The organism is Mesorhizobium sp. M1143 (genome assembly GCF_040318435.1).
GTDB lineage: Bacteria > Pseudomonadota > Alphaproteobacteria > Rhizobiales > Rhizobiaceae > Mesorhizobium.
The window spans coordinates 38965-64645 of the sequence record NZ_JAMYMJ010000018.1; the positions used below are offsets into that span (position 1 = coordinate 38965).

The 25681-nt window shown below is 64.2% G+C and carries 25 protein-coding genes, 1 tRNA gene and 1 pseudogene; 17 read left to right on the top strand and 10 right to left on the bottom strand.

Annotated features, from left to right (window positions below; genetic code table 11):
• The first annotated feature begins 14 nt into the window (after positions 1-14).
• The gene (locus NKH35_RS14900; RefSeq protein WP_023672127.1) at positions 15-695 is read left to right on the top strand and encodes a redoxin domain-containing protein; all 681 of its coding nucleotides are present in this window, start codon (positions 15-17) and stop codon (positions 693-695) included.
• Between the two features lie 20 nt (positions 696-715).
• Here NKH35_RS14900 and NKH35_RS14905 read toward each other — a convergent pair whose 3' ends face one another.
• Together NKH35_RS14905 and NKH35_RS14910 are read right to left on the bottom strand one after the other, a co-directional pair.
• Positions 716-2938 (bottom strand): SAM-dependent methyltransferase, encoded by a 2223-nt coding sequence (locus NKH35_RS14905; protein ID WP_352915143.1) that lies wholly within the window; start codon positions 2936-2938, stop codon positions 716-718.
• A gap of 128 nt (positions 2939-3066) precedes the next feature.
• Positions 3067-3141, bottom strand: a tRNA-Gly gene (locus NKH35_RS14910).
• A gap of 216 nt (positions 3142-3357) precedes the next feature.
• Between NKH35_RS14910 and NKH35_RS14915 the strand changes: the two genes are divergently transcribed.
• From NKH35_RS14915 to NKH35_RS14930, 4 genes are all read left to right on the top strand, one after another.
• The gene (locus tag NKH35_RS14915; protein WP_023754927.1) at positions 3358-3855 is read left to right on the top strand and encodes a prolyl-tRNA synthetase associated domain-containing protein; all 498 of its coding nucleotides are present in this window, start codon (positions 3358-3360) and stop codon (positions 3853-3855) included.
• A gap of 80 nt (positions 3856-3935) precedes the next feature.
• Complete coding sequence (gene trxA, locus NKH35_RS14920; RefSeq protein ID WP_023698125.1) at positions 3936-4943, top strand: thioredoxin; 1008 nt, start codon at positions 3936-3938, stop codon at positions 4941-4943.
• A 111-nt stretch (positions 4944-5054) separates the two neighbouring features.
• Positions 5055-5726, top strand: coding sequence for an LON peptidase substrate-binding domain-containing protein (locus NKH35_RS14925; RefSeq protein ID WP_023685086.1), 672 nt, complete (start codon positions 5055-5057; stop codon positions 5724-5726).
• Positions 5727-5756: 30 nt separating this feature from the next.
• Positions 5757-5999, top strand: a complete 243-nt coding sequence (locus tag NKH35_RS14930; protein WP_023672122.1) for a Trm112 family protein — start codon at positions 5757-5759, stop codon at positions 5997-5999.
• Between the two features lie 120 nt (positions 6000-6119).
• Here the strand turns inward: NKH35_RS14930 and NKH35_RS14935 are convergent, their stop codons facing one another.
• Genes NKH35_RS14935 through NKH35_RS14945 form a run of 3 tightly spaced genes read right to left on the bottom strand, consistent with a single transcriptional unit; the run spans position 6120 to position 11861 of the window.
• Entirely contained in the window at positions 6120-9392 is a 3273-nt protein-coding gene (locus NKH35_RS14935; protein ID WP_023732846.1) for an error-prone DNA polymerase, read from the bottom strand.
• Positions 9389-10867 (bottom strand): DUF6504 family protein, encoded by a 1479-nt coding sequence (locus tag NKH35_RS14940; protein ID WP_023732847.1) that lies wholly within the window; start codon positions 10865-10867, stop codon positions 9389-9391. The genes NKH35_RS14935 and NKH35_RS14940 overlap by 4 nt, the downstream gene beginning before the upstream one ends.
• The gene (locus NKH35_RS14945; RefSeq protein WP_023732848.1) at positions 10809-11861 is read right to left on the bottom strand and encodes an ImuA family protein; all 1053 of its coding nucleotides are present in this window, start codon (positions 11859-11861) and stop codon (positions 10809-10811) included. The genes NKH35_RS14940 and NKH35_RS14945 overlap by 59 nt, the downstream gene beginning before the upstream one ends.
• A 229-nt stretch (positions 11862-12090) precedes the next feature.
• Between NKH35_RS14945 and NKH35_RS14950 the strand changes: the two genes are divergently transcribed.
• From NKH35_RS14950 to NKH35_RS14960, 3 genes are all read left to right on the top strand, one after another.
• The gene (locus NKH35_RS14950; protein ID WP_023673918.1) at positions 12091-12513 is read left to right on the top strand and encodes a metallopeptidase family protein; all 423 of its coding nucleotides are present in this window, start codon (positions 12091-12093) and stop codon (positions 12511-12513) included.
• A gap of 65 nt (positions 12514-12578) precedes the next feature.
• Positions 12579-12899 carry a type II toxin-antitoxin system RelE/ParE family toxin gene (locus NKH35_RS14955; protein ID WP_023732849.1) on the top strand — a complete coding sequence of 107 codons (321 nt, stop codon included), beginning with the start codon at positions 12579-12581 and terminating at the stop codon, positions 12897-12899.
• Between the two features lie 9 nt (positions 12900-12908).
• Positions 12909-13190 carry a helix-turn-helix domain-containing protein gene (locus NKH35_RS14960; RefSeq protein WP_023732850.1) on the top strand — a complete coding sequence of 94 codons (282 nt, stop codon included), beginning with the start codon at positions 12909-12911 and terminating at the stop codon, positions 13188-13190.
• A 33-nt stretch (positions 13191-13223) separates the two neighbouring features.
• Here the strand turns inward: NKH35_RS14960 and NKH35_RS14965 are convergent, their stop codons facing one another.
• The 3 genes from NKH35_RS14965 to NKH35_RS14975 form a co-directional block, all read right to left on the bottom strand.
• Positions 13224-13430, bottom strand: coding sequence for a DUF1737 domain-containing protein (locus NKH35_RS14965; RefSeq protein ID WP_023673921.1), 207 nt, complete (start codon positions 13428-13430; stop codon positions 13224-13226).
• Positions 13431-13469: 39 nt separating this feature from the next.
• A complete protein-coding gene (locus NKH35_RS14970) occupies positions 13470-14366 on the bottom strand; it encodes an HpcH/HpaI aldolase/citrate lyase family protein (protein WP_023732851.1) in 897 nt (298 codons plus the stop codon).
• Positions 14367-14884: 518 nt separating this feature from the next.
• Complete coding sequence (locus NKH35_RS14975) at positions 14885-15166, bottom strand: hypothetical protein (protein ID WP_352915150.1); 282 nt, start codon at positions 15164-15166, stop codon at positions 14885-14887.
• Between NKH35_RS14975 and NKH35_RS14980 the strand changes: the two are divergent.
• The 4 genes and pseudogenes from NKH35_RS14980 to NKH35_RS14995 all read left to right on the top strand — a co-directional run bounded on the left by NKH35_RS14980 (position 15071) and on the right by NKH35_RS14995 (position 20021).
• Positions 15071-16541 (top strand): annotated as a pseudogene (locus NKH35_RS14980) (DUF4153 domain-containing protein). The gene NKH35_RS14975 and the pseudogene NKH35_RS14980 overlap by 96 nt on opposite strands.
• Positions 16542-16545: 4 nt before the next feature.
• Positions 16546-17241 (top strand): response regulator transcription factor, encoded by a 696-nt coding sequence (locus tag NKH35_RS14985; protein WP_023671682.1) that lies wholly within the window; start codon positions 16546-16548, stop codon positions 17239-17241.
• Positions 17229-18824 carry a HAMP domain-containing sensor histidine kinase gene (locus NKH35_RS14990; protein ID WP_023732853.1) on the top strand — a complete coding sequence of 532 codons (1596 nt, stop codon included), beginning with the start codon at positions 17229-17231 and terminating at the stop codon, positions 18822-18824. Before NKH35_RS14985 ends, NKH35_RS14990 begins: the two co-directional genes overlap by 13 nt.
• A gap of 30 nt (positions 18825-18854) precedes the next feature.
• Positions 18855-20021, top strand: coding sequence for an NAD(P)/FAD-dependent oxidoreductase (locus NKH35_RS14995; RefSeq protein ID WP_352915157.1), 1167 nt, complete (start codon positions 18855-18857; stop codon positions 20019-20021).
• 171 nt (positions 20022-20192) lie between these two features.
• On the opposite strand, the gene NKH35_RS15000 is transcribed toward NKH35_RS14995, so the two are convergent.
• Both NKH35_RS15000 and NKH35_RS15005 read right to left on the bottom strand, forming a co-directional pair.
• Positions 20193-20924: a DUF72 domain-containing protein gene (locus NKH35_RS15000; RefSeq protein WP_023732855.1), complete on the bottom strand. Its 732-nt coding sequence runs from the start codon at positions 20922-20924 to the stop codon at positions 20193-20195.
• A 145-nt stretch (positions 20925-21069) separates the two neighbouring features.
• Entirely contained in the window at positions 21070-21495 is a 426-nt protein-coding gene (locus tag NKH35_RS15005; protein ID WP_023732856.1) for a GNAT family N-acetyltransferase, read from the bottom strand.
• 254 nt (positions 21496-21749) lie between these two features.
• Here NKH35_RS15005 and leuD point away from each other — a divergent pair, with 254 nt between their 5' ends.
• The 5 genes from leuD to leuB all read left to right on the top strand — a co-directional run bounded on the left by leuD (position 21750) and on the right by leuB (position 25678).
• Positions 21750-22355 carry a 3-isopropylmalate dehydratase small subunit gene (gene leuD, locus NKH35_RS15010; protein ID WP_023732857.1) on the top strand — a complete coding sequence of 202 codons (606 nt, stop codon included), beginning with the start codon at positions 21750-21752 and terminating at the stop codon, positions 22353-22355.
• 71 nt (positions 22356-22426) lie between these two features.
• Positions 22427-23341 carry an Ivy family c-type lysozyme inhibitor gene (locus NKH35_RS15015; RefSeq protein ID WP_023732858.1) on the top strand — a complete coding sequence of 305 codons (915 nt, stop codon included), beginning with the start codon at positions 22427-22429 and terminating at the stop codon, positions 23339-23341.
• Positions 23342-23679: 338 nt separating this feature from the next.
• Entirely contained in the window at positions 23680-24063 is a 384-nt protein-coding gene (locus NKH35_RS15020) for a RidA family protein (protein WP_023732859.1), read from the top strand.
• Positions 24064-24075: 12 nt separating this feature from the next.
• Positions 24076-24426 carry a VOC family protein gene (locus tag NKH35_RS15025; protein ID WP_023732860.1) on the top strand — a complete coding sequence of 117 codons (351 nt, stop codon included), beginning with the start codon at positions 24076-24078 and terminating at the stop codon, positions 24424-24426.
• A 148-nt stretch (positions 24427-24574) separates the two neighbouring features.
• Positions 24575-25678 carry a 3-isopropylmalate dehydrogenase gene (gene leuB, locus NKH35_RS15030; protein ID WP_023683822.1) on the top strand — a complete coding sequence of 368 codons (1104 nt, stop codon included), beginning with the start codon at positions 24575-24577 and terminating at the stop codon, positions 25676-25678.
• The last annotated feature ends 3 nt before the right edge of the window (positions 25679-25681 follow it).

Sequence of the window (25681 nt, forward strand, 5' to 3'; positions counted from 1 at the left end):
ATAGGGGGTTGGACATGTCCGCGCCTAGTGGATTGATACCGCTTCAACCGGGCGACCGGGCGCCGAACCTGATACTCGACGCCATTACCCAGGAAGGCAAGATTGCGCTTGACGACTTTCGCGGGCAAAAACCGGTGCTGGTCGGCCTGTTTCGAGGTCTGCATTGTGCGTTTTGCCGGCGCCACATCGCCGCTCAGGCGCGTCTCGATCCGGAGCTGCGCGAAAAGGGCGTGGAGAGCCTGACGGTGGTCAACACGCCGATCGAACGGGCGCGGCTCTATTTCCGCTACCATCCAATGCCGAACCTGCTTGCGGCGTCGGACCCGGAACGCGCTTCACATCGTGCTTTTGGACTGCCCAATCTCGAATTCACCGAGAACGAGACGAACTGGCCGTACAAGGTCGCGATGGCAGCGGCACAGGACATGCGGGTCGACATACCTGGCGAATTGCCCGGTCCCATGGATCCGATGACAGCCGCCGCAATCCTCGACAAGAAGGACCACTACGAACTGACCGAAGCCGACGAGCAGATGATGGCCACGGGACACGGACAACTGGTTGGTCAGTTCCTGCTGGACCGGCAGGGGATCGTCCGCTGGAGCTTCACGGAGGTCCCGGAGGGTGGGCGATACATGTTTGGCGCCCCAAACCCGAAGGAGCTGATGTCAGCCGTGTCGCAAGTCGCCCAATAATGAACTGACAAGTTCACCGTTTATCCGAGCACGGCCTCGACAGTGGCGACAAAGTCATCGAGCGAGCGGTCGCCGCGAATCTCGATGCGCGGAAGGTCGATGAGATCGCTATGGAGGTCCGCCGGCCCGTGCCTGCGGCCGAAGCCTACTCGATAGCCGCACTCCCTAGCCAGCCGGCCAAGCCGTCGGTCGGTGACGGAGAAGGGGGCCGCGAACGCCCTGGTTGGCCGGCCGGTCCAGCGTTCGATGAACAGACGAGAGCGCAGGAGCTCGGCGGCCAGGTCAGCGCTCGACAGACCATCTATGGCGCGATGCGTCGCCATGTGGCTGCCGAAGAAGGCGCCTTCGGCAGCGAGGCGTCGCACCGTCCCGGCGCCCATAAGCGGCGTCGGCGGACCGATGTCGGTGTCCCACTTTGCACTTTCGCCCACCAGGTCCGTCACCAGGAACACTTCCGCGTTCAGGTCGTTGGCGCGCAAGATCGGCCAGGCATGGTCGGCGAAGTTCTGGAAGCCGTCATCGAAAGTGATGAGCACCGGGCGGCCGACGAAAGGCTGACGGTTGGCGATGGATGCTTCCAGCTGCTCGGAGCCAATGGCGTGAAAGCCATTGGCGCGCAGCCATCCCATCTGGCTGGCGAATGCGGCGGGCGTGAGCCGAAAGCGAGCGAGCGCGGCCGGACCTTCATCGGCAACGCCGTGATACATGAGGACAGGGATATGCTGGCGCTGCTCGTTACGTGCGACGTCGCGGCGCAAGGCTCGCGCCCCACCCCAGACGATATTTCGCGCGACGCCGATTTCGATGGGCGCGCGGATCGGCACATGATCGATCACCGGGTCCGTCGCCACATCGCCCGGCGATAGGCGGCGGAAGCGGTCTATGCGGTAGAGCTCGGTCTGGATCGATTGCTCGAGCACCAGGCCTTCGGTCGCTGCCAGCGTCTCGGAGATCGCCTGGGCACCGAATGTGTTCCAGTCGAAGCCCGTCTTTTCGACATTGTCACGCAGCACGAATGCGTGTGCGCTGATGAAACTACCGCCAGGCGCCAACGCCTCGGCAAATTTCTTGGCGATGCGCCGCAACTCGGCGAGATCGTCCAGATAGTAGAGCACCTCCGAACAGAAGATCAGATCCATCTCACCCGGCAGCGTGTCGGCAGCGAAATCGAGTACGCCGAACTCGACATTCGCCTGATTGTTGCATCGGGCGCGGGCTCGCTCGATGGCTATGGCGGAGATGTCGGTTGCGGTCAGATGGCCCACGCGCGGCGCCAGCTGCCGCGTGAAATGGCCCTCCGCACAGGCCAGCTCAAGCGCCCGGCCGATGGGACCGGCAGGCAGGATCTCGATCTGCCGCTCATATTTTTCCTGCTCATAGAGCGAGCTGTAGTTCCAGGGATCCTCGGTCGCGAAATAGCTGTTCCAGAACGCCGTGCGATCCTTGTCGTGCTTGTCCGCGACCCGTGCGCGGCGCGGCGTAACAGGCTCTGACGGTTCAGCGCTCGACCGAACCAGGTCATGCGCCTGTGCGGCCAATTGCGCGAGTTTGCCGAAGTGGCTGTCCTGATCGGGCTCGCTTCCCGCCATGGCAAACGATACCTCGGCTGCAGGCGTGTTTGACGTGGTCGCGCCGGCGCCCTTTTGCGGTGCAGGCGATCCTCCCGCAAGCCGCTCAGCAGGCACTACATCCAGGATCAATTCAATCCAATGATCGCTCGTCACCGTCCCGAGTGCACCGAACTGCACGACAGCCTCGATCCGGCCATCCAGCATCAGATGGGCATAGATCTGATCGATGCCTTCCGGCAGTTCGGTCGCGGTCGGATTGCGAGCGTCGACGCCAATTCCGAGCGTTCGCGCCAGCCTGCGCGGCGTGGCAAGATCGTCGGGTTCGAGAAGCATTTGCTCAAGCTGGTACTGGACGCGGCGAGCCGCTGCGGGATTGTCCCAGATCTTGCCGAGTTCGATGATCAACGCGGTGGTTGCGCTGCCGAACCTCGCCCATCCGGCAGCCAATTGCGCCGGCACCGACAGGCTTCCTGCCATGAGGCCATCGAAGATTACCTTGGCAATCTCATGCGCCCACTTGCGTCCCGCCGGGAGTGCGCGCAGGGGCTGCGGGTCGATCAAGCGCGAGCCTGAGCCGCATTCGGACGCGGCGTTCCGCAACGCCAGCCAAGCAAGCGCTTCAGATGCGGTGCCGCCTTTCGCCGAAATTGAACCCGAGGGATTGTGCGCCACGCCGTCTTACCTGCGCCTGGTTCTGAGGGAGAACAAGTGTCCCGCAACGCGCTTACATCGCCGGTCTGGAAAAAGCAAAAGGCGCCCCGAAAGGCGCCTCTTCATCGCTTGATTCCCCTAGAGGAAACTGGAGCGGGTGAAGCGATTCGAACGCTCGACCCCAACCTTGGCAAGGTTGTGCTCTACCCCTGAGCTACACCCGCTCACACGGCCCTTTGGCCGCAAGCCGGGCCTATATGGCTGAAGAGCGCGGCGATTGCAACAGGGAAATGACGGGCTTTTTGGTCGCGCCAAATCGCTTGGCGGAACCTTGTCGGCCACGCGGGTGGTTCATCGACTTCCCGCATGACGGTCTTGTCTCGGCGGCATCATTGGCCGTAAACGGCTTTGCCGCGCGCCGATACAGGGGAAGACCACCAATGCCGAAGACCGAAGCCGAGCTTTTCGCCTTTCTTGCCGATCTCGGCATATCAGTGTCGACCGTGCGCCATCCGCCGCTCTATACGGTGGCCGATTCGCAGTCGCTGCGCGGCGAGATACCGGGCGGGCACACGAAAAATCTGTTTCTCAAGGACAAGAAGGACAATTTCTTCCTGGTCAGCGTCGGCGAGGAGGCGGTCGTCGACCTGAAGCAGATCCACACGATGATCGGCGCCGCCGGCCGGGTGTCGTTCGGCAAGCCGGAGATGCTGATGGAGCTGCTCGGTGTCATTCCGGGCGCGGTCACCGTGTTCGGGCTGATCAACGACACCGAAAGACGGGTCAAGGTGGTGCTCGACCAGGATTTGATGGCACATGCGACAGTCAACGCGCATCCGCTGACCAATGAGGCGACGACGTCGATCGCGTCCGCCGACCTCATCAGATTCGTCGAGGCAACCGGACATGATGCTGCTATCTTGAAAGTCTCGGCTTGATCGCCACATGGATGGCGAAAACTGACCTCTAGTTAAGGACGTCGCGCTGCTCCGCTGGGCGCGACCGGAAGGGCGACGACATGAGCGACAACAACAATCCGTTTGGCGGCCAATTCGGCGGCAATTCTGGCCAGTACACCACGTCCGTGCAATATGGCGGCGCCGAGCCGGCCAAGTCGGCACTTGGCCCGACACCCGGCGCAGCACCTGCCGCTGGCGAGCTGATCAAGGACACCACGACCGCCACTTTCGCCGCCGACGTCATCCAGGAATCGCGCAAACAGCCGGTACTGGTCGATTTCTGGGCGCCGTGGTGCGGGCCCTGCAAGCAGCTCACGCCGCTTCTGGAAAAGGCGATCAAGGCCGCCGGCGGCAAGGTCAAGCTGGTCAAGATGAACATTGACGATCATCCCTCGATCGCCGGCCAGCTCGGCATCCAATCGATCCCGGCGGTCATCGCCTTCAAGGACGGCCAGCCTGTCGACGGCTTCATGGGCGCCATCCCCGAGAGCCAGATCGCCGAGTTCATCACTAAGGTCGGCGGCAAGGGCAATGGCGCGCCGCCCGTCGCCGAAGCACTGGCCGCGGCGGCGGAAGCGCATGCGGCGGGCGATGCGCAGACCGCAGCCGACATTTACGACGCCATCCTGGCGCAGGCGCCGGAGACGATCGAGGCGATTGCCGGGCTGGGCGAGCTTCTGTTCGAGGCCGGCGACAGCGACGGCGCCGAGGCGCTGCTGGCAACGGCGCCGGAGGCCAAGAAGAATGCGCCGGCACTTGCCGCGCTGCGTGCCAAGATGACGCTGGCTGCGGAAGCGGCAGCACTTGGCAATCCAGCTGAATTCGAGCAGCGACTGGCCGCCAATCCCGGCGACCACCAGGCGCGTTTCGACCTCGCCATGATCCAGAACGCCAAGGGCGAGCGCCATGCGGCGGCCGACAATCTTCTGGCGATTATAAAAGCCGACCGGACGTGGAACGAGGACGGCGCCAGGGCGCAGTTGCTGAAACTGTTCGAGGCCTGGGGCATGACCGACGAGGCGACGCTGGCGGCACGGCGCAAATTGTCGTCGCTGCTGTTTTCCTGAGCCGTTTGCCGGCCAAATTGCCGGGGCGTGGCTGTCGGGCCTTGCGGTCGGCGGCCGCCGCGCCAGATTAGGCCGATAACATCGCGCCCGAAGCGGGTCGGAGGAGTGAAGGTGCAGGTCGGAAACGCATTTTACCGGGTCGGCAAGGATCTGCCGGCAACCATTCCGGTGTTTCCGCTTGCCGGCGCGCTGCTGCTGCCGGGCGGGCGCATGCCGCTCAACATCTTCGAGCCGCGCTATCTGCAGATGGTGGATGAGGCGATCGCCGGCGCGCGGCTGATCGGCATCGTCCAGCCCAGCCTCAATGGCGCGTTGCGCGCCGACGGCGAGCCGGAACTGTGCAATGTCGGCTGCGCCGGGCGCATCATCTCGATGGCCGAGAGCGGCGACGGCCGCTATCTGGTTTCGCTGCAGGGCGTCTGCCGTTTCCGCATCACCAGCGAATTGCCGGTGAAGACGCCGTTCCGGCAATGCAAGCTGGCGCCGTTCCTCACCGATCTCGCCGAAGACCAGGCGGCAAGCGAGGTCGACCGGCCGGCGCTGTTGAAAGCGTTTCGCGCCTATCTGCAGGCCAACGATCTCGAAGCCGATTGGGAAAGCGTCAGCCGCGCCGAGAACACCATGCTGGTCAATGCGCTGTCGATGATGGCGCCCTACGGACCGGCCGAGAAACAGGCGCTGCTGGAGGCGCCCGACCTGAAAGCCCGCGCGGAGACGCTGATCGCGATCACCGAAATGGCGCTGGCGCGCGAGAATGAGGACTTTGGCTCCAGCCTGCAATAAGGGCTGAGCCGATGGCTGAAGGGGGATCCAATGGCTGCGGATGGGCGTGACGGCAAGTCGGTCAATGTCGATCCAAAATTGCTGGAGCTGCTGGCCTGCCCGCTGACCAAGGGGCCGCTGGCCTGGGACCCGGTGCGCGGCGAGTTGATCTCGCGGCTTGCCAAGCTCGCTTATCCCGTGCGCGACGGCATCCCGATCATGCTGCCCTCGGAGGCGCGGACGATTTCGGCGGAAGACGTGCTGTCGCCGCCGCGATTGGGTGGGCCGGGCTGAGGGACCAGGGGTGGTTCAAACGGACCTCAGCCTAAGAAGCCATTCTGTTGGCGATCCTTCGCGCCCCCCTCTGCCCTTGCCGGCATTAATGTCATGGGCTCCCGACCGCCCTGCACTTGCCTACTGAAAATTCCGCCCCTTGGGCATGACCCTTTCAGCTTTGTCCGAGAGGGTGGCAATGTCGGGCCGGGCAGCCGGCGTCATCTCTTCCAGCAGCACCGTCAGCCACGGCGTCAAATCCTCGATCTTCTCGGCGACGATGTGGATGACGTCGGATTCCGACTGCAGCTTGCCGGTGACCTTGACGAAGCGCGCGCCCATGACGATGGGCCGGAAACGGGTAAAGGTCCGCTCCCAGAAAATGACGTTGGCGACGGCCTTGTCGTCTTCCAGCGTCAGGAAGATCGCATTGCCCTTGCCGGGCCGCTGCCGCACCAGCACCAGGCCGGCGACCGAGACCCGCCTGCCGTCGCGCACCGAGCCGAGATTGGCATTGGGAATGACGCCGGCGCGGTCGAGCCGCTCGCGCAGGAAGGCGACCGGATGCGCCTTCAGCGACAGGCCGAGCGCGCGGTAGTCGTGGATGACGTGCTCGCCGAGCGGCATTGTCGGCAGTTTTGTCTCGGGCTCGAGTTCGCGCAGCCGGATCGCCGGCTGGTCGAACAGCGGCAGCCGTTCGGCGGCGCTCTTGCCATCCAGCGCGCGCACCGCCCACAAGGCTTCACGACGATCGAGGCCGAGTGAGCGGAAGGCGTCAGCCTGCGCCAGTCTTTCGATTTCGCCGACATCGAGGCCCGAGCGCAGCCAGACATCCCTGACGCTTGTATAGCCGGCGCCGCGCCGCGCGGTGAAAGCTTCCATACGCTTCTCGGCCAAGCCCTTGATCTGACGGAAGCCAAGCCGGACGGCGTACCGGGTCTTGATGACACCGCGCATTTCGGCATGGCGCCCCAGGATGCGGCCCGGATCGAATTGGGCTTTCTCCAGGGTGCAGTCCCAGTCGGAAAAATTGACGTCGACGTCGCGGATATCGACGCCATGGTCGCGCGCGTCGCGCACCAGCTGGGCCGGCTGGTAAAACCCCATCGGCTGCGAATTCAGGATCGCGGCGCAGAACACGTCGGGATAAAAGGTCTTGAACCAGCAGGAGGCATAGACGAGCAAAGCGAAGGAGGCGGCGTGGCTTTCGGGAAAGCCGTATTCGCCGAAGCCTTCGATCTGCTTGAAGCAGCGCTCGGCGAAGTCCTTGGTGTATCCCTTGCCGACCATGCCGTCGATCATGCGCTGGCGGTAATTGCCGATGGTGCCGGTGCGCTTGAAGGTGGCCATGGCGCGGCGTAGTTCGTCGGCTTCGCCGGGTTTGAAACCACCGGCGACGATTGCAATATTCATCGCCTGTTCCTGAAACAGCGGCACGCCGAGTGTCTTCTTGAGAATAGCCTCCAGCTCTGGCTTTTGATATTCAGCCGCTTCCTTGCCCTGCCGACGGCGCAGATAGGGGTGCACCATGTCGCCCTGGATCGGGCCGGGCCGCACGATCGCCACCTCGATGACCAGGTCGTAGAATTCGCGCGGGCGTAGACGCGGCAGCATCGACATCTGCGCGCGCGATTCGATCTGGAAGACGCCGAGCGTGTCGGCGCGGCAGATCATGTCGTACACGTCGTTCTCTTCCGGCGGCAGGGTGGCCAGCACATAGGGTCGGCCGTAATCATCCCGGGTCTTCGGATAATGGTCGGTGAGCAAGGTGAAGGCGCGCTTCAGGCAGGTCAGCATGCCAAGCGCCAGAATATCCACCTTCAGGATCTTCACCGCGTCGAGATCGTCCTTATCCCACTCGACCATCTTGCGCGCCTCCATCGCCGTCTTGACGATGGGGACGATCTCGTCGAGCCGGTCGCGGGTAATGACGAAGCCGCCGACATGCTGCGACAGATGCCGGGGAAAGCCCATGATCTCGTTGGCGTGGGCGATCACGTGACGGGTCGAGGTCTCGTTGCGGTCGAGGCCGCCGGCATGCGCCTCCTTCTCGCCGAGCTCCGAGGTCGACCAGCCCCAGATCGAACTGGAGAGCGCAATGCGGACATCGTCCGACAGGCCCATGGCCTTGGCCACCTCGCGCAGCGCCGAGCGGCCGCGATAGCTGATGACGGCGGCAGCCAGCGCGGTGCGCTTGGCGCTGTATTTGGAGTAGATATACTGGATCACCTCCTCACGCCGCTCATGCTCGAAATCGACGTCGATGTCGGGCGGCTCGTTGCGCTCCTCGGAAATGAAGCGCTCGAACAACGTGTCGATGCGCTCGGGGCCGACCTCGGTGATGCCGATGCAGTAGCAGACGATCGAGTTGGCGGCCGAGCCTCTGCCCTGGCACAGAATGCCCTCATTGCGGGCGAACTGGACGATGTCGTAAACGGTCAGGAAATAGCGCGCATAATTCAGACGCTCGATCAGAGCGAGCTCTTCACTGATGCGCTGCAAGACGGAAGCGGGGACGCCCGCCGGATAGCGCGTGGCGGCCCCCTCCCTGGCCAGACGCTCTAGCTCGGCCTGCGGCCCAAGCCCTGATTGCGTCGGCTCGTCGGGATAATTGTACTGGAGGTCGCTGAGCGAGAAGGTCAGTTCGCCGGCAAAGCGCAGCGTCTCGGCCAGCGCCCGTGGATGGCGGCGGAAGAGACGGGCCATTTCCAGCGGCGGCTTCAGATGGCGCTCGGCGTTGGCCGTCAGCTCCAGCCCGACCTCGGCGACCGGCAAATTGAGGCGGATGGCGGTGAGCACATCTTGCAGCGAGCGGCGCTCGGCGCTGTGATAAAGCACGTCGTTGGTCGCCATCAGCGGCACGCCGGCGATGTCCGCCATGCCCGCCGCCTGCTCGATGCGGAAACGGTCATTGCCGCGATAATCCGGCGCCATGCCTAGCCGCAAATTAGCGCCGAAACGGTCTTTCAGTTGACGGACCAATGCCAGGGGATCGTCGGCATTCGCCGAGAGATCCGGCAGCACCGCCAGCGACAGCAGGTCGCCCCATTCGAGCAGGTCGCTGCGCTGGAGAAGGGTCGCGCCCTTCTCGTTTTCATCGCGCAAATTGGCTTGCGTCAGCATGCGGCAGAGATGGCCCCAGCCCTTGCGGTTCTGCGGATAGGCGAGAATGTTCGGCGTGCCGTCGCCGAACACCAGGCGGCAACCGGGGTGATAGGCGAGCTTCTCGACCTTGGCCTGCTGCCAGGCGCGCACGACGCCGGCCACCGTGTTGCGGTCTGCCAGTCCGATCGAGGAAAAGCCGAGGAATTTGGCCGCCACCACCAGCTCCTCCGGCTTGGAGGCGCCGCGCAGGAAGGAGAAGTTCGACTGGATGCCGAATTCCGCATAGGGGATGACGGTCAGCGCGTTCATGCGAAGACCCCATGCATGAACCAGCGCGGCGGCACCTGCGGGTTGCCATAGAGGCCTTGCCGGTAGAGCCAGTAGCGGCGGCCGTCGGCATCCTCGATCCGGAAATAGTCACGCGTCGATGTGAGCGGATCGCTTGACGTTTCACGCCACCATTCCGGCGCGATGCGTTCCGGCCCCTCGGCGCGCGCGACCCGGTAGAGCGCGCGGCGCCAGCGGAAATTCATCGGCGGACCCTCAGGCATTTCGGTGGCCGGCACCTCGATCGGCTCGGGCGAACGGAACAGCCGGATCGGCCGTTCCGGCGGGAAGATGGTTGCGCGCGGCGCGTCTTTCGAGCCCGGCTTCCTGAGCGGTGTTTTGCGTTGTGGCGCTTCCGAGAACGGGATGGTGGCGATGGCGCGCTCCGGCAGATGGCTCTCGAGGGCGACCGGTTTCAGCACCGCACTGTCGCCGAGCCTGGCGCGGATGCGGTCGGCAAAGAGTGCCATGTCGGCGCCGTCATCCTCGGTCTCGCCGGTCAAATCGGCCTGCTGCATGTCGAAGCCGGCGGCCGCCAGCACCGAAAGCCGCACCAGGTCGAAGCCGTAGCCGGCATCGATGTCCTGTTCGAGCGCGGCCAGCCGCTCATGGAACAGGCGCTGGATAAGCTTGGGTTCGCGCAACGGTCGCGAGGTACCGACAGCGATGCGGCTGACAGCGCCGTCGACGCGAAACAAAAGCAGCGCCAGCATCCTTGCGCCCTCGCCGCGGCGTTCGAGATCGGCCTTCAGCGTCACCGCCAGCAAGAGCACCAGCCGTTCGATCTCGGCGGTCAGCACGACCGGCTCGGCCAGGTGGCGTTCGACCGAAAGCGGGGCCACGGGCAGGCGCGGCGATACCGCCTCGTCGAGGCGGCCGAGCGCCTGGTCGAGCCGCAACAGCAAGGTCGCGCCGAAGCGACGGGCGAGCGGCGCGCGCGGCGCTGCCATGACCGCGCCGGCGGTCCGCAGGCCGACGCTTTCCAAGCTGGCGCGGATATCGGCCTCGATGCGCAGTGCCGCCAGCGGCAAGGGGGTGAGCAGCGCTTCCTCCTCGCCGGAGACAACGATGCGGTTGCCGCAGAAGCGCGCCGCCGCCCAGGCTGCACCCGGCGTCGCGGCCAACCCGGCGCGGACATCGAAACCCTGCTGGAAAAACCGCGCAAGGATGTCGTCCAGCATGGCGCGCTCGCCGCCGAACAGATGCGTGCAGCCGGTGACGTCGAGATAAAGGCCATCAGTACCGTCGAGCGCCACCAGCGGCGTATAGCGATCGCACCAGTCGGCGAGGCCTTCGAGCAGCCGGCGATCGGCGTCCGGATCGGCCTCGACGATGTCGATCGAGGGATGCATGGCGCGCGCATCGGCAATGCCCATGCCAGGCTTCAGATGCAGCGCCTCAGCCCGCTCGTCGAGGGCCGATATGCGCTGGGCGTTGCGGTCGCGATGGCTGATCACGAGCGGTGGGTGAGATGGCGGCAGATGATCCGAAGGCCGGGAACGCCACGACCGTCCCAGGCGCTGGCGCAGGATCCGTTCTGCCGCCAGATGCGGGAACCACAGCGACAGAATTCTCTGCCCGTTTTTCGCGGGGCTTTCTTTCTTCGAATGCGTGTTCATCGGGGTTCCACTCCAGTGTGAATTGTCCAGGCAGAGCGGTGCGGCTCTTGCCGATGCTGACGGTGAAGGCAGGCCGGCCGATCGAGCCGGCGAGCGACCCGGCGATCGTCCGGCGGCTCGCCGCTGGTGCAGCCGACACGATGAGGCGCACCGGGGCGGCGGTCGGCTCGGCTTCGCCGGCCTGGCGCAGCAGGAACACCGGCCGGCCGGCGTTTTGGGCGCGCGCGTGCAGCCGGCGCGTCGCGGTGAGGTCGAGCCGCTGCGGGCTGCCACGGATTTCGAGGATGATTGCGGCGAGCGCCGTCATCTTCGCGGCCTCCTCGGCTACCCACAGCGCATCGGTGAGTTTCGGCGCCTCGGAAAACAGCAACTGCTCCGGTGCGATACCGAACATGCCCTGCACTCCCCTGGCATAGGGAAAGCCGGCCTCGCGAAAAATCTCCGACGTGCCGATCCACAGCACGGGCAAGGGCTGGCCCTTGAGGATCAGGCTGACCAGCGACAGCACAAAGCCGGCGACGGCCCCGGCATTGCGGGTCTCAAGGCCGTGGATTTCGCTCAAGGCGGCTTTCGGCAGGCCGCCGCTGAGGGCCGCATCGAGGCGTTCGACGCCGGTGGGCAGGAAAGCATCCGGCGAAGCCACGGCAAGCCCGCGCCGGATGATGGTGACATCGGAAGCGGGTTCAGGCGCGGCGTGGAGACAGCCCTCAGCACGCGCACGAGGCCGCTCGCTGGCCGGCGCAGCCAGGCGCTCGGGCAGCGTTCCCTCGATCTTCGCGATCTGGCGGCGCAGGGCAAAAACAGTCTCCCGCGCCACGGCTGATGTCGCCATGACGGTCAATTTCTCTCACAATTGTTCCTGTTATGTTCCTATAGATTCCAGAGGGTGCCGGAAGAGTCAAGCGGAGTCAGAAGGAATTTATTCCTTGATCAAAGGTGGCGAGGCCAACCTTGGACTTTGGTCGCAGTCATTCGGTGCAAAGAAACAGTCATTGGCCAGGGACCCGTCCATTTGCCGAGTCCGGAGGGAAAGCCTATATGCCGGGATCAAAGGACAAAGCATGGCCCGCATCTACAAGACCCGCACCTGGCACGATGAACTCTCGCCTTCGATCGAGGAGATCGAGTTTCTGGCGCTGGAGGCGTACGCACATCTGCCGGACGATTTTCGCAAGCTGACCGGCGAGATCGTCATCATGATCGCCGAATTCCCGACCGACGAGATCATGGACGATCTGTCGCTGGAGACGCCGTTCGACCTGCTCGGCCTGTTCGAGGGCCGCGGCATCGCCGAGCGCTGGAACCCGCAGACCGGCGAAGGCCCGAACCGCATCACCCTCTACCGCCGCGCCATCCTCGACTACTGGGCCGAGAACGAAGAGACGCTGGGCGACATCGTCACCCATGTGCTGATCCACGAGATCGGTCACCATTTCGGCCTGTCGGACGACGATATGGAAAAGCTTGAAGAGGCGGCGGAGTAAGGCTGTGCGATATTCAGGTGGCGAGCCTGCTTGTGAAATTATACAAGTTTTGATATAAAGCCTGTATGCCGACCAAGCGACTGGAGTTTCTTGGAGATTCTCTTGCCAAGCTCCGGGCTTTTCCAGAGGCGGTGCGCAAGGAAACGGGCGTTCAACTGCACAAGGTTCAACTCGGATTTGAGCCAAGCGATTGGAAGCCGATGACGACGATAGGCCTAGGCGTACGGGAAATCCGTGTCCGAGACGATGCTGGCGCGATCCGGGTGCTTTACGTCGCCAGCATAGGTGACGCCGTCTTTGTCTTGCACGCCTTCCAGAAGAAGACGCAACAGACGGCGAAACGAGACCTGGCTCTTGCCGCATCGCGGTTCAGGCAAATTCAGTGAGACATGCTCATGGAACGTCAAAGCTTTGGAAATGTCTGGGATGCGCTGGAAGACACCCCGGCTCAGTCCGCCAACATGACTATGCGCTCCAATTTGCTGATCGCGATCGAACAGCGGGTGCGGAGTTGGGACGTTACCCAAGCCGAAGCAGCCAACCGGCTCGGGATTACCCAGCCACGCCTTAGCGATCTTCTGCGGGGCAGGATCGCGAATTTTAGTCTGGACACCTTGATCAATCTGGCCACACAGGCCGGACTTACAGTGCGTCTTGATATTGCCGAGGCAGCCTAGCGCTGTCTTAGACAACAGGCTGGCAAAGCTCGCCTACCAATCACTCAGCTTCGTATCCGGCCCGTATTCCTGGCCGTCGATATCCTTCACCACCGCCTGGCCGCAGCGCATCGATTTGGTCTTCTTGTCGTAGGCGTAGGTCGGCGAGCCGTACAGGTGCCAGCCCTTGTTCAGCGCCGCGGTCACCTTGTGGCAGAAGGTTGAATCGTCGGGGGCGGACAAAAAGCGGTAAAGTCTCATGGGTCAGATCCTGTCGTGAGTTCGTCTTTTCGGGGCGGATCATGCGCCGATGGCGGCGGCCTTCGCCAGCAATTTCTCGGCCTGCGCCAGGTGCAGCCGCTCGACCATCCTGCCGTTCAAAGCAATCACGCCCTTGCCGGCATTTTCTGGCAAGGCGAAGGCATCCTTCACCGCGCGCGCCTCGGCCAGAGCTTCGGGCGCGGGAGCAAAGGCTCGGTTGGCGGTTTCGATCTGGGCGGGGTGGATCAGCGTCTTGCCATCGAACCCCATGGCAGCGTCTTCCGTGCATTCGCGCGCAAACGCGTCGAGGTCGCGAAAATCGTTGGAGACGCCGTCGAGCATGTCGATGCCGCCGGCCCGCGCCGCCAGCACCATCTGCATCAGCCAAGGCACGAGGTAGCGCCGATCAGGCGTCGCCAGAATGCCGGTTTCCTTGACCAGATCGTTCGTTCCGGCCACGAAACAAGCTAGGCGCGAGGCCGGGTCGCGGCCGAGTTCGGCAATGGCGCCGATGTTGAGCATGGCCTTGGGCGTCTCGATCATCGCCCAGAGCTTGACGCTGTCGGGGGCAAAATTATCGTCGAGCACGTCGCCGACTTCGAGGATATCGCGCGGCGTGGCGACCTTGGACAACAGGATGCCGTCGGGCTCGAATTTTGCCGCGGCGAGCAGGTCTTCAGTGCCCCATTCGCTGGACAGCGCGTTGACGCGCACGATCATTTCGCAGCGGCGCCCATGCTGATTGGCAACTGGTCGGCTGGCGAAAATGCCGGCCAATTTGTCCCGCGCGGCGACCTTGTCGGCGGGCGCAACGGCGTCCTCGAGGTCGATGATCACCGCATCGCAGGCCAGCGTCGCGATTTTGGCCAGCGCCTTGTCGTTGGAGGCGGGGACGTAAAGCACCGAGCGGCGCGGGCGGTAAGGTTCGCTTGTCATGGCCGATCTATGCCGCGTGTGGGCGGGGGAGGCAAGCGTCCGACCGGTACCTGATGACGAGCCAACCGCGAAAGCTTGCGCTGCCCCGCCCGTCCCGCAGCAGTTGCGGAAGGGGGGCCTTTCCTCTCCCCCGTCGATCGGGGGAGAGGTGTCGAGCGAAGCTCGACGGAGTGAGGATCGACGGAGTGGATGTCGACCCTTGGGGCGCAAGGCGAGGCGATGTTTGCACCGAATGCCCTTCCTGTGTCCGTTCGCGGCGATTGCCAGGTGGTTCCCCCACTCCGTCTCGGCTTCGCCGAGCCACCTCTCCCCCCTCCGGAGGGAGAGGAAAGGAGCCTGGCTGGGACAGCGCCAACGTCCGGAAAGATTGGGGGGGAGCACCCCGGCCGTAAGCGCAGGTCCTGCACGAAAACTGCACATCCCTGCGGAAAACCTCCTCCGCTCCGCCCCGCCGTTTCCATGCGAGCCCGTGACAACAGCGGCATGCAACAGCGAAACGCTCACCTTTGGTCCTTGCCCTATCGCCTGCGCAGCGAAAGCTGGTGGCTGGTCGATCCGCCTCGCACGGAGGCCGGCCTTTGCCTGGAGGCAAGCCTGCTCCCTTTTATCCGCCCACCGGCCGAGCGGACCCAGCCCATCAGGAAAATCCGCGCATGACATCGTTTGCAAGCTTTTCCAGCCGCTTCGGCATCACCGTCCTGCTCGTGGCGCTGGCGGATTTTTTCTTTTACGGCCAGCCCGCCGGGATCACGGTGCTGCTGTTTGCCATCCTGATCGCCGGCGCGGTCGTCGTCGTGCATCCGTCCGCCCTGAACTCCATGAGGCCGTGGCTCAAGCCGGCAGCCCTGTTCGTCGCGTTGCTGCCGCTGGCTGAAAATGTCAGCGTGCTGTCGGTCGCGATCGCGCTTTTGGCGTTGATCGTGTTTGCGCTGTCCCTGTCCGGGCGGCTACGGCACGGCATCGCCCGCATTGCCGGCCAGGTCGCGCTGTTCCTGCTGGCGGCGCCGCTACGCCTTATCCGTGAATTTCCAATGGCGCCGCACGGTGCGCCGGCTTGGCGGCCGCCGCATCCGCCTGGCGTCCATCACCGTCTGGGTCATGCCGGTGACGCTGGGCGCGGTGTTCCTGCTTTTGTTCGGCGCCGCCAACCCGGTTATCGAATACTGGCTGTCGCTGATCGACCTGATGAAGCTGCTCGATCTCATCCAGCTGGCGCGGATCGTCTTCTGGCTGCTCGTGCTCGCCGGCGTCTGGGCTTTCCTGCGGCCTCGCCTGCCGCGTTTCCTGCGCCGCCTTCCACCTTTGACGCCGTCTGCAGCCGTGACCGCGCCGGCCGTGCAAAAATCCACAACGATCGAGGCCGTCGTCTTCGGCAAGGCCGCGATCCTGCGCGCGCTGATCGTCTTCAACGCCTTGTTTGCGCTGCAGACGGGGCTCGACGCAGCCTATCTCTGGGGTGGGGTCGCCCTGCCGGACGGGTTGAGCTATGCCGCCTATGCGCATCGCGGTGCCTATCCGCTGATCGCCACGGCGCTGCTGGCCGCCGGCTTCGTGCTGGCGGCGCTGCGGCCGGGCAGCGAAACCTCAGGCGATCCGCTGATCCGCCGGCTGGTCTATGCCTGGGTGACGCAGAACATCGTGCTGGTCATCTCGTCGATTCTCAGGCTCGATCTCTATATCGGCGTCTATGCACTGACCTACTGGCGCATCGCCGCCTTCGTCTGGATGGGGTTGGTGGCGTCAGGGCTTGCATTGATCATTGCCCGCATCGCGCTTGGAAAATCCAACGAATGGCTGCTCTCCGCCAATCTTGCGACGTTATCGGCGACGCTTTATGCCTGCTGCTTCATCAACTTCGCCGCAACGATCGCCAATTTCAATGTCGACCATTCCCTTGAAATGACCGGCGACGGCACGCCTATCGATACCGAATATCTGCGCTCGCTCGGCGCTGCCGCCATGCCGGCGCTGGACCGCCTCTACATGCACCAATTCGGAAACCAAACCACCTATCTGGCCGATCAAATGATGATCGACGACACTATCGCCGAGCAGAGGCAGTGGCGCGCCTGGAGCTTTCGCGGCTGGAGGCTCGTGCAGGTTCTCGACAAGAGAGGTCCGCTCGTGCTTCCTCCACCTACCCAGCCCTCGCAACCTTCAGTGCCGGACCGTTAGATCCATGCCGCATCAGATCCTGGTCGCCGACGACGATCCGCACATACGCGAGATCATCTGCTTTGCGCTGGAAAAGGCCGGGATGAAGACGCAAGCCGTGTCCGACGGCGCCGCGGCCCTGCAGGCGATCGAGCGCCGCGTGCCCGATCTCGTCGTGCTCGACATCGGCATGCCGGAGATGGACGGGCTGGAAGTCTGCCGGCGGCTGAGGCAGCGCTCCGATGTGCCGGTACTGTTCCTGTCGGCGCGAGACGAGGAGATCGACCGCATCCTCGGGCTGGAAATGGGCGGCGACGACTATGTGACCAAGCCGTTCAGCCCGCGCGAGCTGGTGGCGCGCGTCAACGTCATCCTGCGCCGCGCCCGCCCGGTGGCCCCGGACCCCGCCGGTGACAAGAACTTTGCGCATGGCAAGCTCAGCCTGGTGCCGGCCAGCCACGGCGCCAGTTTCGACGGCAAGGCGCTGGCGCTGACGGCGATCGAGTTCTCGATCCTCAGGGGATTTCTGGCGCGGCCGGCGCATGTGCTGGGCCGCGACCTGGTGGTCGCCAGCGCCTATGCCGCCAACATCCACGTCGCCGACCGTACCGTCGATAGCCACATCCGCAACATCCGCGCCAAGCTGGCGGCGGCGGGCTGTCTCGACGCCATTGAAACCGTGCATGGTGTCGGTTTCCGGCTCGGCCGATGCGGCGCCTGAGCGACGCCAAATGGATCGGCACCAAATGGCGGCCAAGGCTGGCCACGGTGGTTCTCGCCATCCTCATCATGGTGCTGGCGCTGCCGCTGGTCGGCCTGTTCTTCTTCCGGCTTTATGAAAACCAGCTGATCCGCCAGACCGAGGGCGAGTTGATCGCGCAAGGCGCCATCATCGCCGCCATCTATGCACAGAATATCAGTGACGCCGCCATTGCCCCGGAGAAGCTAGGGGTGCCGATGCAGGCTGACAGCGGCGATGCCAGCCGCGGCGACGACTCGCCTTACCAGCCGATCGAGCCGAGCCTCGATCTCGCTTCCGACTACCTGCTGCCGACCCGACCCGCCGGCATCGCCGCGGCCATCGATCCAGCCTTCGCGGCGATCGGCGCCAGCCTGTCCGGCATTCTCGACACGACGCAAAAAACCACGCTGGCCGGCTTCCGGCTGCTCGATCCGCGCGGCGTTGTCATTGCAGGGCGCGACGAGGTCGGACTATCGCTGGCCAATGTCGAAGAGGTGCGCACCGCCCTTGCCGGCCACTACGCCAGCGTGTTGAGACAAAGAATTCCCGACCAGCCGCCACCGCCCCTCTATTCGGTCAGCCGCGGCACGAAAGTTCGCGTCTTTGTCGCCATGCCGATCGCGGTCGACGGCCATGTCGCCGGCGTGATCTACCTGTCTCGAACGCCGAACAACATCGTCAAGCATCTCTATGGCGAACGCGGCAAGGTGACGCTGGCGGCCATCGCCATGCTCTCTGGCACGCTGCTGATCGCGCTGGTGTTCCTGCGCACCGTGAGCCGGCCGATCTACGCGCTGATGGAGCGCACGAGGCGCATCGCCGCCGGCGACCGCGACGCGATCCGGCCGCTCGACCATCACGGCACGCGCGAAATGGCCGAGCTGTCCGCGGCCTTTCTCGACATGGCCGAAAAGCTGCAGGCGCGCTCCGACTCGATCCAGACCTTTGCCACCCATGTCTCGCACGAGCTCAAATCGCCGCTGACGGCGATCCAGGGCGCGGCGGAACTGTTGCGCGATTCCGGCGAGGCGATGGATGCCGTCGAACGCAAACGGTTTTCCGGCAACATCGTCACCGATGCCGGAAGGCTCAATCTGCTGGTACGGCGCCTGCTCGACCTGGCACGCGCGGAAAACCTGGCGCCGAGCGGCGAGAGCACATCGCTTGATGCGGCGCTGGCATTGCTGCCGGTGGACGGCAGGCTGGCTGTTACCATCGAGACGGGCGGCGAAATCGGTCTGCGCATCTCGGCCGAGAATGCGGCGATCCTGCTTGCCAACCTGATCGACAATTCGGCCAGGCACGGCGCGACCCAGGTTTTGCTGGCGGCTGGCAGCGCCGAGGGCAAGGTGACCATTGCAGTCAGCGACGACGGCGCCGGCATCTCGCCGAGCAACAGGGCACGCATTTTCGAGCCGTTCTTCACCACGCGGCGCGAGTCCGGCGGGACCGGCATGGGCCTCGGCATAGTGCTGGCCCTCCTGAAAGCGCATGATGGCACGATCGCGCTGGTTGACTCCGGGCGCGGCACGCGCTTCGAGATCATTGTGCCGGCGGCGTGAAGGATGCCGGCGGCCGGATTGGAGAACAAAGTGCGCTACGACACCGTCATCATCGGCGGAGCCATCGTCGGCTCCTCGGTCGCCTATTATCTGCGCGAGGAAGGCTTTTCCGGCTCCATCGCGCTGATCGAACGCGACCCGCAATTCGCCCATGCGGCAACGACGCTGTCCATGGCCTCGATCCGTCAGCAATTCTCGATTCCGGAAAATATCCGGCTGTCGCAGTTCACGCTAAACCTGTTCCGGCGACTGAAGGAGACCTTCGGCACCGATGCCGATATCGGTTTTCGCGAAGGCGGCTATCTCATCCTGGCCGGCGAGGCCGGGTTGCCGATCCTGAAAGCCAACCACGAGGCGCAGGTCGCCGAGGGCGCCGACATTCTGCTCGAGGACGCCGACCAGCTGGCAAAGCGCTTTTCGTGGCTGTCGACGGAAGGCATCAGCGCCGGCGCCTTCGGCGCCAGCGGCGAGGGCTGGTTCGACGCTCATGCGATGCTGACGCTGTTCCGCAAGGCGCTGCGCGACAGACAAATCGATTTCATCGCCGCCGACGTCACCGGCATTGAGAGGCAGGGCAACCGCGTCACCGGCGTGGACCTCGACAATGGCGAAAGACTGCAAGCCGGCATCGTCGTCAACGCCGCCGGGCCGAATGCCGGCAAGGTCGCCGCTCTTGCCGGGCTCGCGCTGCCGGTCGAGCCGCGCAAGCGCAACGTCTTCGTCTTCGAGGCGCGGGAAAAATACGCCGACATGCCGCTTCTGGTCGATCCCTCCGGCATCTATGTCAGGCCGGAAGGCTCGGTCTATCTCAGCGGTGGCGCCGAGCCGGAAGAGGGCGACGGTCCCGCCGACCCAGCTGATTTCGACGTCGACTGGCCGTTGTTCGAAGAGGTGATCTGGCCGGTGCTGGCAACCCGCATCCCCGCCTTCGAGGCGATCAAGCCGACACGCGCCTGGGCCGGCCACTACGACTACAACACGCTCGACCAGAACGCGGTGATCGGACCGCATCCCGAGGTCGACAATTTCATCTTCGCCAACGGGTTTTCGGGGCATGGCCTGCAGCAGGCGCCGGCGGTCGGCAAGGCGCTGGCGGAGTTGATCGTCCATGGCGGTTATCGCACGGTGGATTGCTCGGCGTTTGGGTACAGCCGCGTGGCTGAGGGCAGGGCGTTCCGGGAATTGAATGTGATTTGAAGGGCGCTGGGTTCCCCTTCTCCCCTTGTGGGAGAAGGTGTCGCCGAAGGCGACGGATGAGGGGTGTTCCAGGGAAAGCCAACGTCTCACTCTGCTGGAACACCCCTCATCCGTCTCGGCGCTATCGCGCCGATCCACCTTCTCCCACAAGGGGAGAAGGAAGAAGCAGCGCTACTCCACCATCGCACCGACAGCCAGCGCATTGCCCAGCGCATGCCCACTGGCCGTATTGTCGAAAATCCCCCAGACCTCGGCGACGGAAGCGACCGCTGCGTCCACTTGCCGACCAAACCGGTGGAGGCTTTCGGCGTCGTAATCCGAATAGTAGACACGAGGCGCGCCGTGCCAGCGGAAATAGGCAAGGCCAGTCCAGCCGCCTGGCATCGCCGCCTCAGGGACCGGGGCCGGGTCGGCGGCAACGCGCGTGATCCGGTTGTCGACAAGGAGTGCGTCGGCCTCGCAACTGAACCAGCTGGGATGGCGCGGCTCGCATACCAGTCTTGCCTGGCTACGCTTGCTCAGCATGTCGAAAAAGCCGCCGGCGACCTCCGGCTCGAAGGGCAGGCTTGGCGGCAGCTGCACCAGAAGCACGCTCAGCTTTTCGCCGAGACCTTCGACCTGCCCGAGAAAGTCCTCAGTCAGCGCCTCGCAATCGGCGAGGCGATGCTCATGGGTCATGCTCCTAGGCGTCTTGACGGCGAAGCGGAAGTGCTCGGGCACCGAGCGTGCCCAGCGCTCATAGGTCACGCGGCGGTGCGGCTTGTAGAACGAGGTGTCGATTTCGACGATCGAAAAGCGTTTTGCGTAGCGTTCGAGATGCGACCCGGACTCCGGAAAGTCAGCCTTGTATCGCCCCGGAATTCCCCAGCCGGCGGTGCCTATCAGAGATCGGCAGTTTCCCATGCTGGGGATGTGGACCGGATCAAGCGCGGGTCAAGGGTGCCAAGGAGGCGTTGCTCCGGAGGGCCCTGAACACCGTTCCGCATCGCCCAAGAACCTTGCCCGCCTTGACTGCCGGTCCCGATCGGCGATTGCGCCGGATGCGCTGTCAGTGCTTGCGTGAAAACCAGAACGCCTCGGCCATGCGCGTCATGCCGATGCGTTCATAGAAGCCGACGGCGTCGGGCATCGAGATCAGGCTGATGGCGACCGATGGTCCGAGCTCGCGCCGCGCGGCGTCCATCAACCCCTTGCCAATGCCGAGGCCTTGCACCGATTGCGATACGGCGAGCTCTGAGACGTAGCACACCCAGGAAAAGTCGGTGATGGCCCTGATAACGCCGATCAGCGGCCTGCCTTCGATGTCGAGCCGTGCGGTGAGCACCAGGTTCGCGCCCGAAAGCATCCCCTGCAGCCGGGCGTCGTCATCGACGGGGCGTGTTTCGCCGAGCGCGGATTCGACCAGCACGCGGCGGAATTCGGCGACGTCGAGTTTTGGCTCGCTGGCGTAAAGAATGCGGGACCGCTTAGTCATGATGGCCAGATTGCACCAAGGCCACGCGATTTCGAAGCCGTTTTTCCAGGTTCAGTTTTGACGTGTGGCATGATACAGCCATCGCGGCGGCCCGTAGCTCAGGGGAAGAGCGCCAGTTGTATGCTGGAGGCCCCCGGTCGAGACGGGGCGGGTCCGCCGCCAGCATCGCGCACGAACAGTTGCCTTTTATTTGCGCTCGGCTTTGTGTAAACGGAGCGCCAGCAATCCCCGCAACAAGAATACGGGCAAAAGCCATGGAAAAATTCACCAAGCTCACCGGCGTCGCCGCACCGATGCCGATCGTCAATGTCGACACCGACATGATCATCCCCAAGGATTATCTCAAGACGATCAAGCGCACCGGGCTCGGCAGCGGCCTGTTCGCCGAAATGCGCTACCTGGATGACGGCTCGGAAAACCCTGACTTCGTGCTCAACAAGCCGGCCTACCGCAAGGCGCAGATTCTGGTCGCCGGCGACAATTTCGGCTGCGGTTCGAGCCGCGAACACGCGCCGTGGGCGCTGCTCGATTTCGGCATTCGCTGCGTCATCTCGACCTCGTTCGCCGACATCTTTTACAACAACTGCTTCAAGAACGGCATTCTGCCGATCACCGTCAGCCCGGAAGACCTGGAGAAGCTGATGGACGACGCTTCGCGCGGCTCCAATGCGACGGTGTCGGTCGACCTCGAGGCCAAGGAAATCCGCGGACCCGATGGCGGCGTGGTCACCTTCGACCTCGACGACTTCAAGCGCCACTGCCTGTTGAACGGCCTCGACGATATCGGCCTGACCATGGAGAAGGCCGGCGCCATCGCCTCGTTCGAGAAGAAGAACGCCGCCGAGCGCCCCTGGGCCTGACAAGTACGATCAAAGACGATAACCCGGCCGTCGCAGGCCGGGTTCGTGGCGGCTGAACGGAGGGGACAGTCATGACACGTTTTCTTCTTGCCGGCGCCTGCGCGCTGGCGTGGATGCTGATGCCGGTGGCCGGCGCGCAAGCACAGACCGACAAGATACTCGTGCCGGCAGAAGATCCGTCCGCCGATCCGGGCGCGTCGAGCAATGCGGCCCTGGCGGACGATGACAGCCAGGGGCCGGTCCCGTTCGAGGGCGGGCAGCTGACCATTACCAAGCCAGAGCAGGATGGCGAAAAGGTGCTGGCCTATGACGGCAAGCAGCTGGCCAGCAATTACGACGTGTTCTTCGACAGAACAGTCAAGGTCGGCGGCGTCAACGTGGCGCTGGTCGATGTCGGCGACGGCGGCAACCAGTGCGGCCCGGCCAAGGTCATCGTCTGGAAGCCGGAAGGCGGCGAGATACAAAGCCTCAAGGTCGAACAGGACGAATGCGGCGCGCCGCCGGCGGCGGTGGCCGACAACGCCATCTATTTCGTGCCGTATCTGTTGCCGGGCGATACGAAGCAAGCGCTGCAATGGTCACCCAGCGACGGGCTGACGATCTCGGGCGACCTGACCTACGCGCCGGAGCCGGGTACGGACTGGAAGGACGTCGATCCGGCCAAATACCAGAACATCATCGACGCCTTCCACAATGAGGCCGTCTACAAGGCGGCGCAGACGCTGCTCGGCGACACCATGCCCGACATGGCGACCAGCCTGCTGGTCGGCGGCGGCACCGAAAAGACGGCGTCGGGCGCCTTCTACGCCACCGGCTGCGTGCCGCACTCATGCGGCAGCAATGACGGTTTCATGGCGGTCGACCCGGCCAAGCACACGCTCTACTTCGCCCGCCGCGGCGATGACGGTGAGCCGCAGGCCTGGCCTGACGTGAAGACCTGGCCGGCCGATGTGAAGGAAGCAATGGACAAGGCGCAGGGGAACTAGGTCTGACACAGCTGCGCCTGCGTGGTTTCGTCATCCACGGGCGAAGCGACGCGTAGCGGAGCGCAGACCCGAGGATCCATGCCGCGACCGTTGCCGGAGGCGCGCGGCGGATCAGAGTTCTTCACCGTGGCGACGCACCGACGTCCCGGCATGGATCCTATGGTCTGCGCCGCGTCGCTTCGCTCCTTGCTTCGCCATAGGATGACGAAGCCGCGGAGGATTCGGCTAATCCCCGAGGTTTGTGCCTTTGCCTTCGTGACAACGATTCACTCGGTTTGGCCCACGACCCGCCCGGCCCTTCTCTGCTAGACGGGCGCCTACGAACACAAGGAGGCCCCATGCGCACACTCATCTCCACCGGCTCCCCCTTCGAAAAGACCGCCGGCTATTCGCGCGCGGTGGTGCAGGGCGATTGGTGTTTCGTGTCCGGAACCACCGGCTACGACTACGCGTCCATGACCATGCCGGAGACGGTCGAGGCGCAGACGCGCAATTGTCTGGCGACCATCGCCGAGGCGCTGAGGGATGGCGGCTTCGACATGGCCGATGTGGTGCGGGCGCATTACTACATCACCGACCAGGCCTTCGTGGACGTGGTCTTCCCCATCCTCGGCGAGGCTTTCGGCGAGATCAGGCCGGCGGCGACGATGATCGTGTGCCAGCTCAACAAGCCGGAAATGAAGATCGAGATCGAAGTCACGGCGCTGCGGCGTACGGCTTGAGGAGGCAAAGCCATGACGGTCCGGCGCATCGTGGCCAATATCGGGACACCAGACGCGGCAGCGGCGAAACGCTTCTATCAGGACGTGCTTGGCCTCGATGTGCTGATGGATCAGGGCTGGATCGTCACCTTAGGCTCCGACGCACGGATGCAGGTGCAGATCAGCTTCATGGCCCAGGGCGGCTCCGGCACGCCGGTGCCGGACCTCTCCATCGAGGTCGACGATGTCGATGCGGCGCTGCAACGCATGAAGGCCGCCGGCTTTGCCGCCGAGTATGGTCCGGCCGACGAACCCTGGGGCGTACGGCGGTTTTATGTGCGCGATCCGTTCGGCCGGTTGGTGAATATTTTGTCGCACAAGTGATTTGTTCCTCTCCCCCGCCTCTGGCCACGGCGAGGAACCCAGGTCTTGAGACGCGGGCGCCGTCGTAGCGTTCTTCATCCCCTTGCGCTGCAAGCTCTTGGCGTTTAGCAAGGCCGCGGTTTCTCCAACAGCATTGGGACGGTTCTCCATGGCTTCGAAAAATCTTCTCCTGCTCGCCGGCGACGGCATCGGCCCCGAGGCGATGGCCGAGGTGAAGAAGCTGATCGCGGCCATGAACGCAAAGCTCGGCAGCGGTTTTGCCACTGATGAAGGCTTGGTCGGCGGCTGTGCTTACGACGCGCATGGCGCGGCGATTTCCGACGCCGACATGGCAAAGGCGATGGCTGCGGATGCGGTTCTGTTCGGCGCCGTTGGCGGGCCGAAATGGGACAAGGTGCCTTACGAGGTGCGTCCCGAGGCCGGGTTGCTACGGCTGCGCAAGGATATGGAGCTGTTCGCCAATCTCCGGCCCGCCATCTGCTATCCGGCGCTGGCCGCGTCCTCTTCGCTGAAGCAGGAGGTGGTCGAAGGCCTCGACATATTGATCGTGCGCGAGCTTACCGGCGGCGTCTATTTCGGCGAGCCGAAGCAGATCATCGATCTCGGCAACGGCCAGAAGCGCGGGATCGACACGCAGGTCTACGACACGTTCGAGATCGAGCGGATTTCGGGCGTCGCCTTCGAGCTGGCGCGCACGCGCAAGAACCACGTGACATCGATGGAAAAGCGCAACGTCATGAAATCCGGCGTGCTGTGGAACGAGGTCGTCACCCAGACCCAGAAGACTCGCTATGCCGACGTCAAGCTCGACCACATGCTGGCCGATGCCGGCGGCATGCAGTTGGTGCGCTGGCCAAAGCAGTTCGACGTCATCGTCACCGACAATCTGTTCGGCGACATGCTGTCCGACATCGCCGCCATGCTGACCGGATCGATCGGCATGCTGCCGTCGGCCTCGCTCGGCGCGCCCGATGTGAAGACCAGGAAGCGCAAGGCGCTGTACGAGCCGGTGCATGGCTCGGCGCCCGACATTGCCGGACAGGGCATCGCCAACCCGATCGCCATGATCGCGTCGTTTGCCATGTGCATGCGATATTCCTTCGGCATGGTCGATGAGGCCGACAAGCTCGAAGGCGCAATAGCCGCCGTGCTCGACGACGGGCTCCGGACGAAGGATATTTTGTCCGAGGGCATGACCGAAGTCGGCACTGTCGCAATGGGCGATGCCATCATCGCCAAGTTCCTGGCTTAGCGG

Coding starts and splice junctions, on each gene's coding strand:
- NKH35_RS14900 (WP_023672127.1), top strand. CDS start 15: ATGTCCGCGCCTAGTGGATTGATACCGCTTCAACCGGGCGACCGGGCG.
- NKH35_RS14915 (WP_023754927.1), top strand. CDS start 3,358: ATGCCGAAGACCGAAGCCGAGCTTTTCGCCTTTCTTGCCGATCTCGGC.
- trxA (WP_023698125.1), top strand. CDS start 3,936: ATGAGCGACAACAACAATCCGTTTGGCGGCCAATTCGGCGGCAATTCT.
- NKH35_RS14930 (WP_023672122.1), top strand. CDS start 5,757: ATGGCTGCGGATGGGCGTGACGGCAAGTCGGTCAATGTCGATCCAAAA.
- NKH35_RS14935 (WP_023732846.1), bottom strand. CDS start 9,392: ATGAACGCGCTGACCGTCATCCCCTATGCGGAATTCGGCATCCAGTCG.
- NKH35_RS14945 (WP_023732848.1), bottom strand. CDS start 11,861: ATGGCGACATCAGCCGTGGCGCGGGAGACTGTTTTTGCCCTGCGCCGC.
- NKH35_RS14950 (WP_023673918.1), top strand. CDS start 12,091: ATGGCCCGCATCTACAAGACCCGCACCTGGCACGATGAACTCTCGCCT.
- NKH35_RS14955 (WP_023732849.1), top strand. CDS start 12,579: ATGCCGACCAAGCGACTGGAGTTTCTTGGAGATTCTCTTGCCAAGCTC.
- NKH35_RS14960 (WP_023732850.1), top strand. CDS start 12,909: ATGGAACGTCAAAGCTTTGGAAATGTCTGGGATGCGCTGGAAGACACC.
- NKH35_RS14965 (WP_023673921.1), bottom strand. CDS start 13,430: ATGAGACTTTACCGCTTTTTGTCCGCCCCCGACGATTCAACCTTCTGC.
- NKH35_RS14970 (WP_023732851.1), bottom strand. CDS start 14,366: ATGACAAGCGAACCTTACCGCCCGCGCCGCTCGGTGCTTTACGTCCCC.
- NKH35_RS14975 (WP_352915150.1), bottom strand. CDS start 15,166: ATGCACGACGACGACCGCGCCGGCGATCAGGATGGCAAACAGCAGCAC.
- NKH35_RS14985 (WP_023671682.1), top strand. CDS start 16,546: ATGCCGCATCAGATCCTGGTCGCCGACGACGATCCGCACATACGCGAG.
- NKH35_RS14990 (WP_023732853.1), top strand. CDS start 17,229: ATGCGGCGCCTGAGCGACGCCAAATGGATCGGCACCAAATGGCGGCCA.
- NKH35_RS15000 (WP_023732855.1), bottom strand. CDS start 20,924: ATGGGAAACTGCCGATCTCTGATAGGCACCGCCGGCTGGGGAATTCCG.
- NKH35_RS15005 (WP_023732856.1), bottom strand. CDS start 21,495: ATGACTAAGCGGTCCCGCATTCTTTACGCCAGCGAGCCAAAACTCGAC.
- leuD (WP_023732857.1), top strand. CDS start 21,750: ATGGAAAAATTCACCAAGCTCACCGGCGTCGCCGCACCGATGCCGATC.
- NKH35_RS15015 (WP_023732858.1), top strand. CDS start 22,427: ATGACACGTTTTCTTCTTGCCGGCGCCTGCGCGCTGGCGTGGATGCTG.
- NKH35_RS15020 (WP_023732859.1), top strand. CDS start 23,680: ATGCGCACACTCATCTCCACCGGCTCCCCCTTCGAAAAGACCGCCGGC.
- NKH35_RS15025 (WP_023732860.1), top strand. CDS start 24,076: ATGACGGTCCGGCGCATCGTGGCCAATATCGGGACACCAGACGCGGCA.
- leuB (WP_023683822.1), top strand. CDS start 24,575: ATGGCTTCGAAAAATCTTCTCCTGCTCGCCGGCGACGGCATCGGCCCC.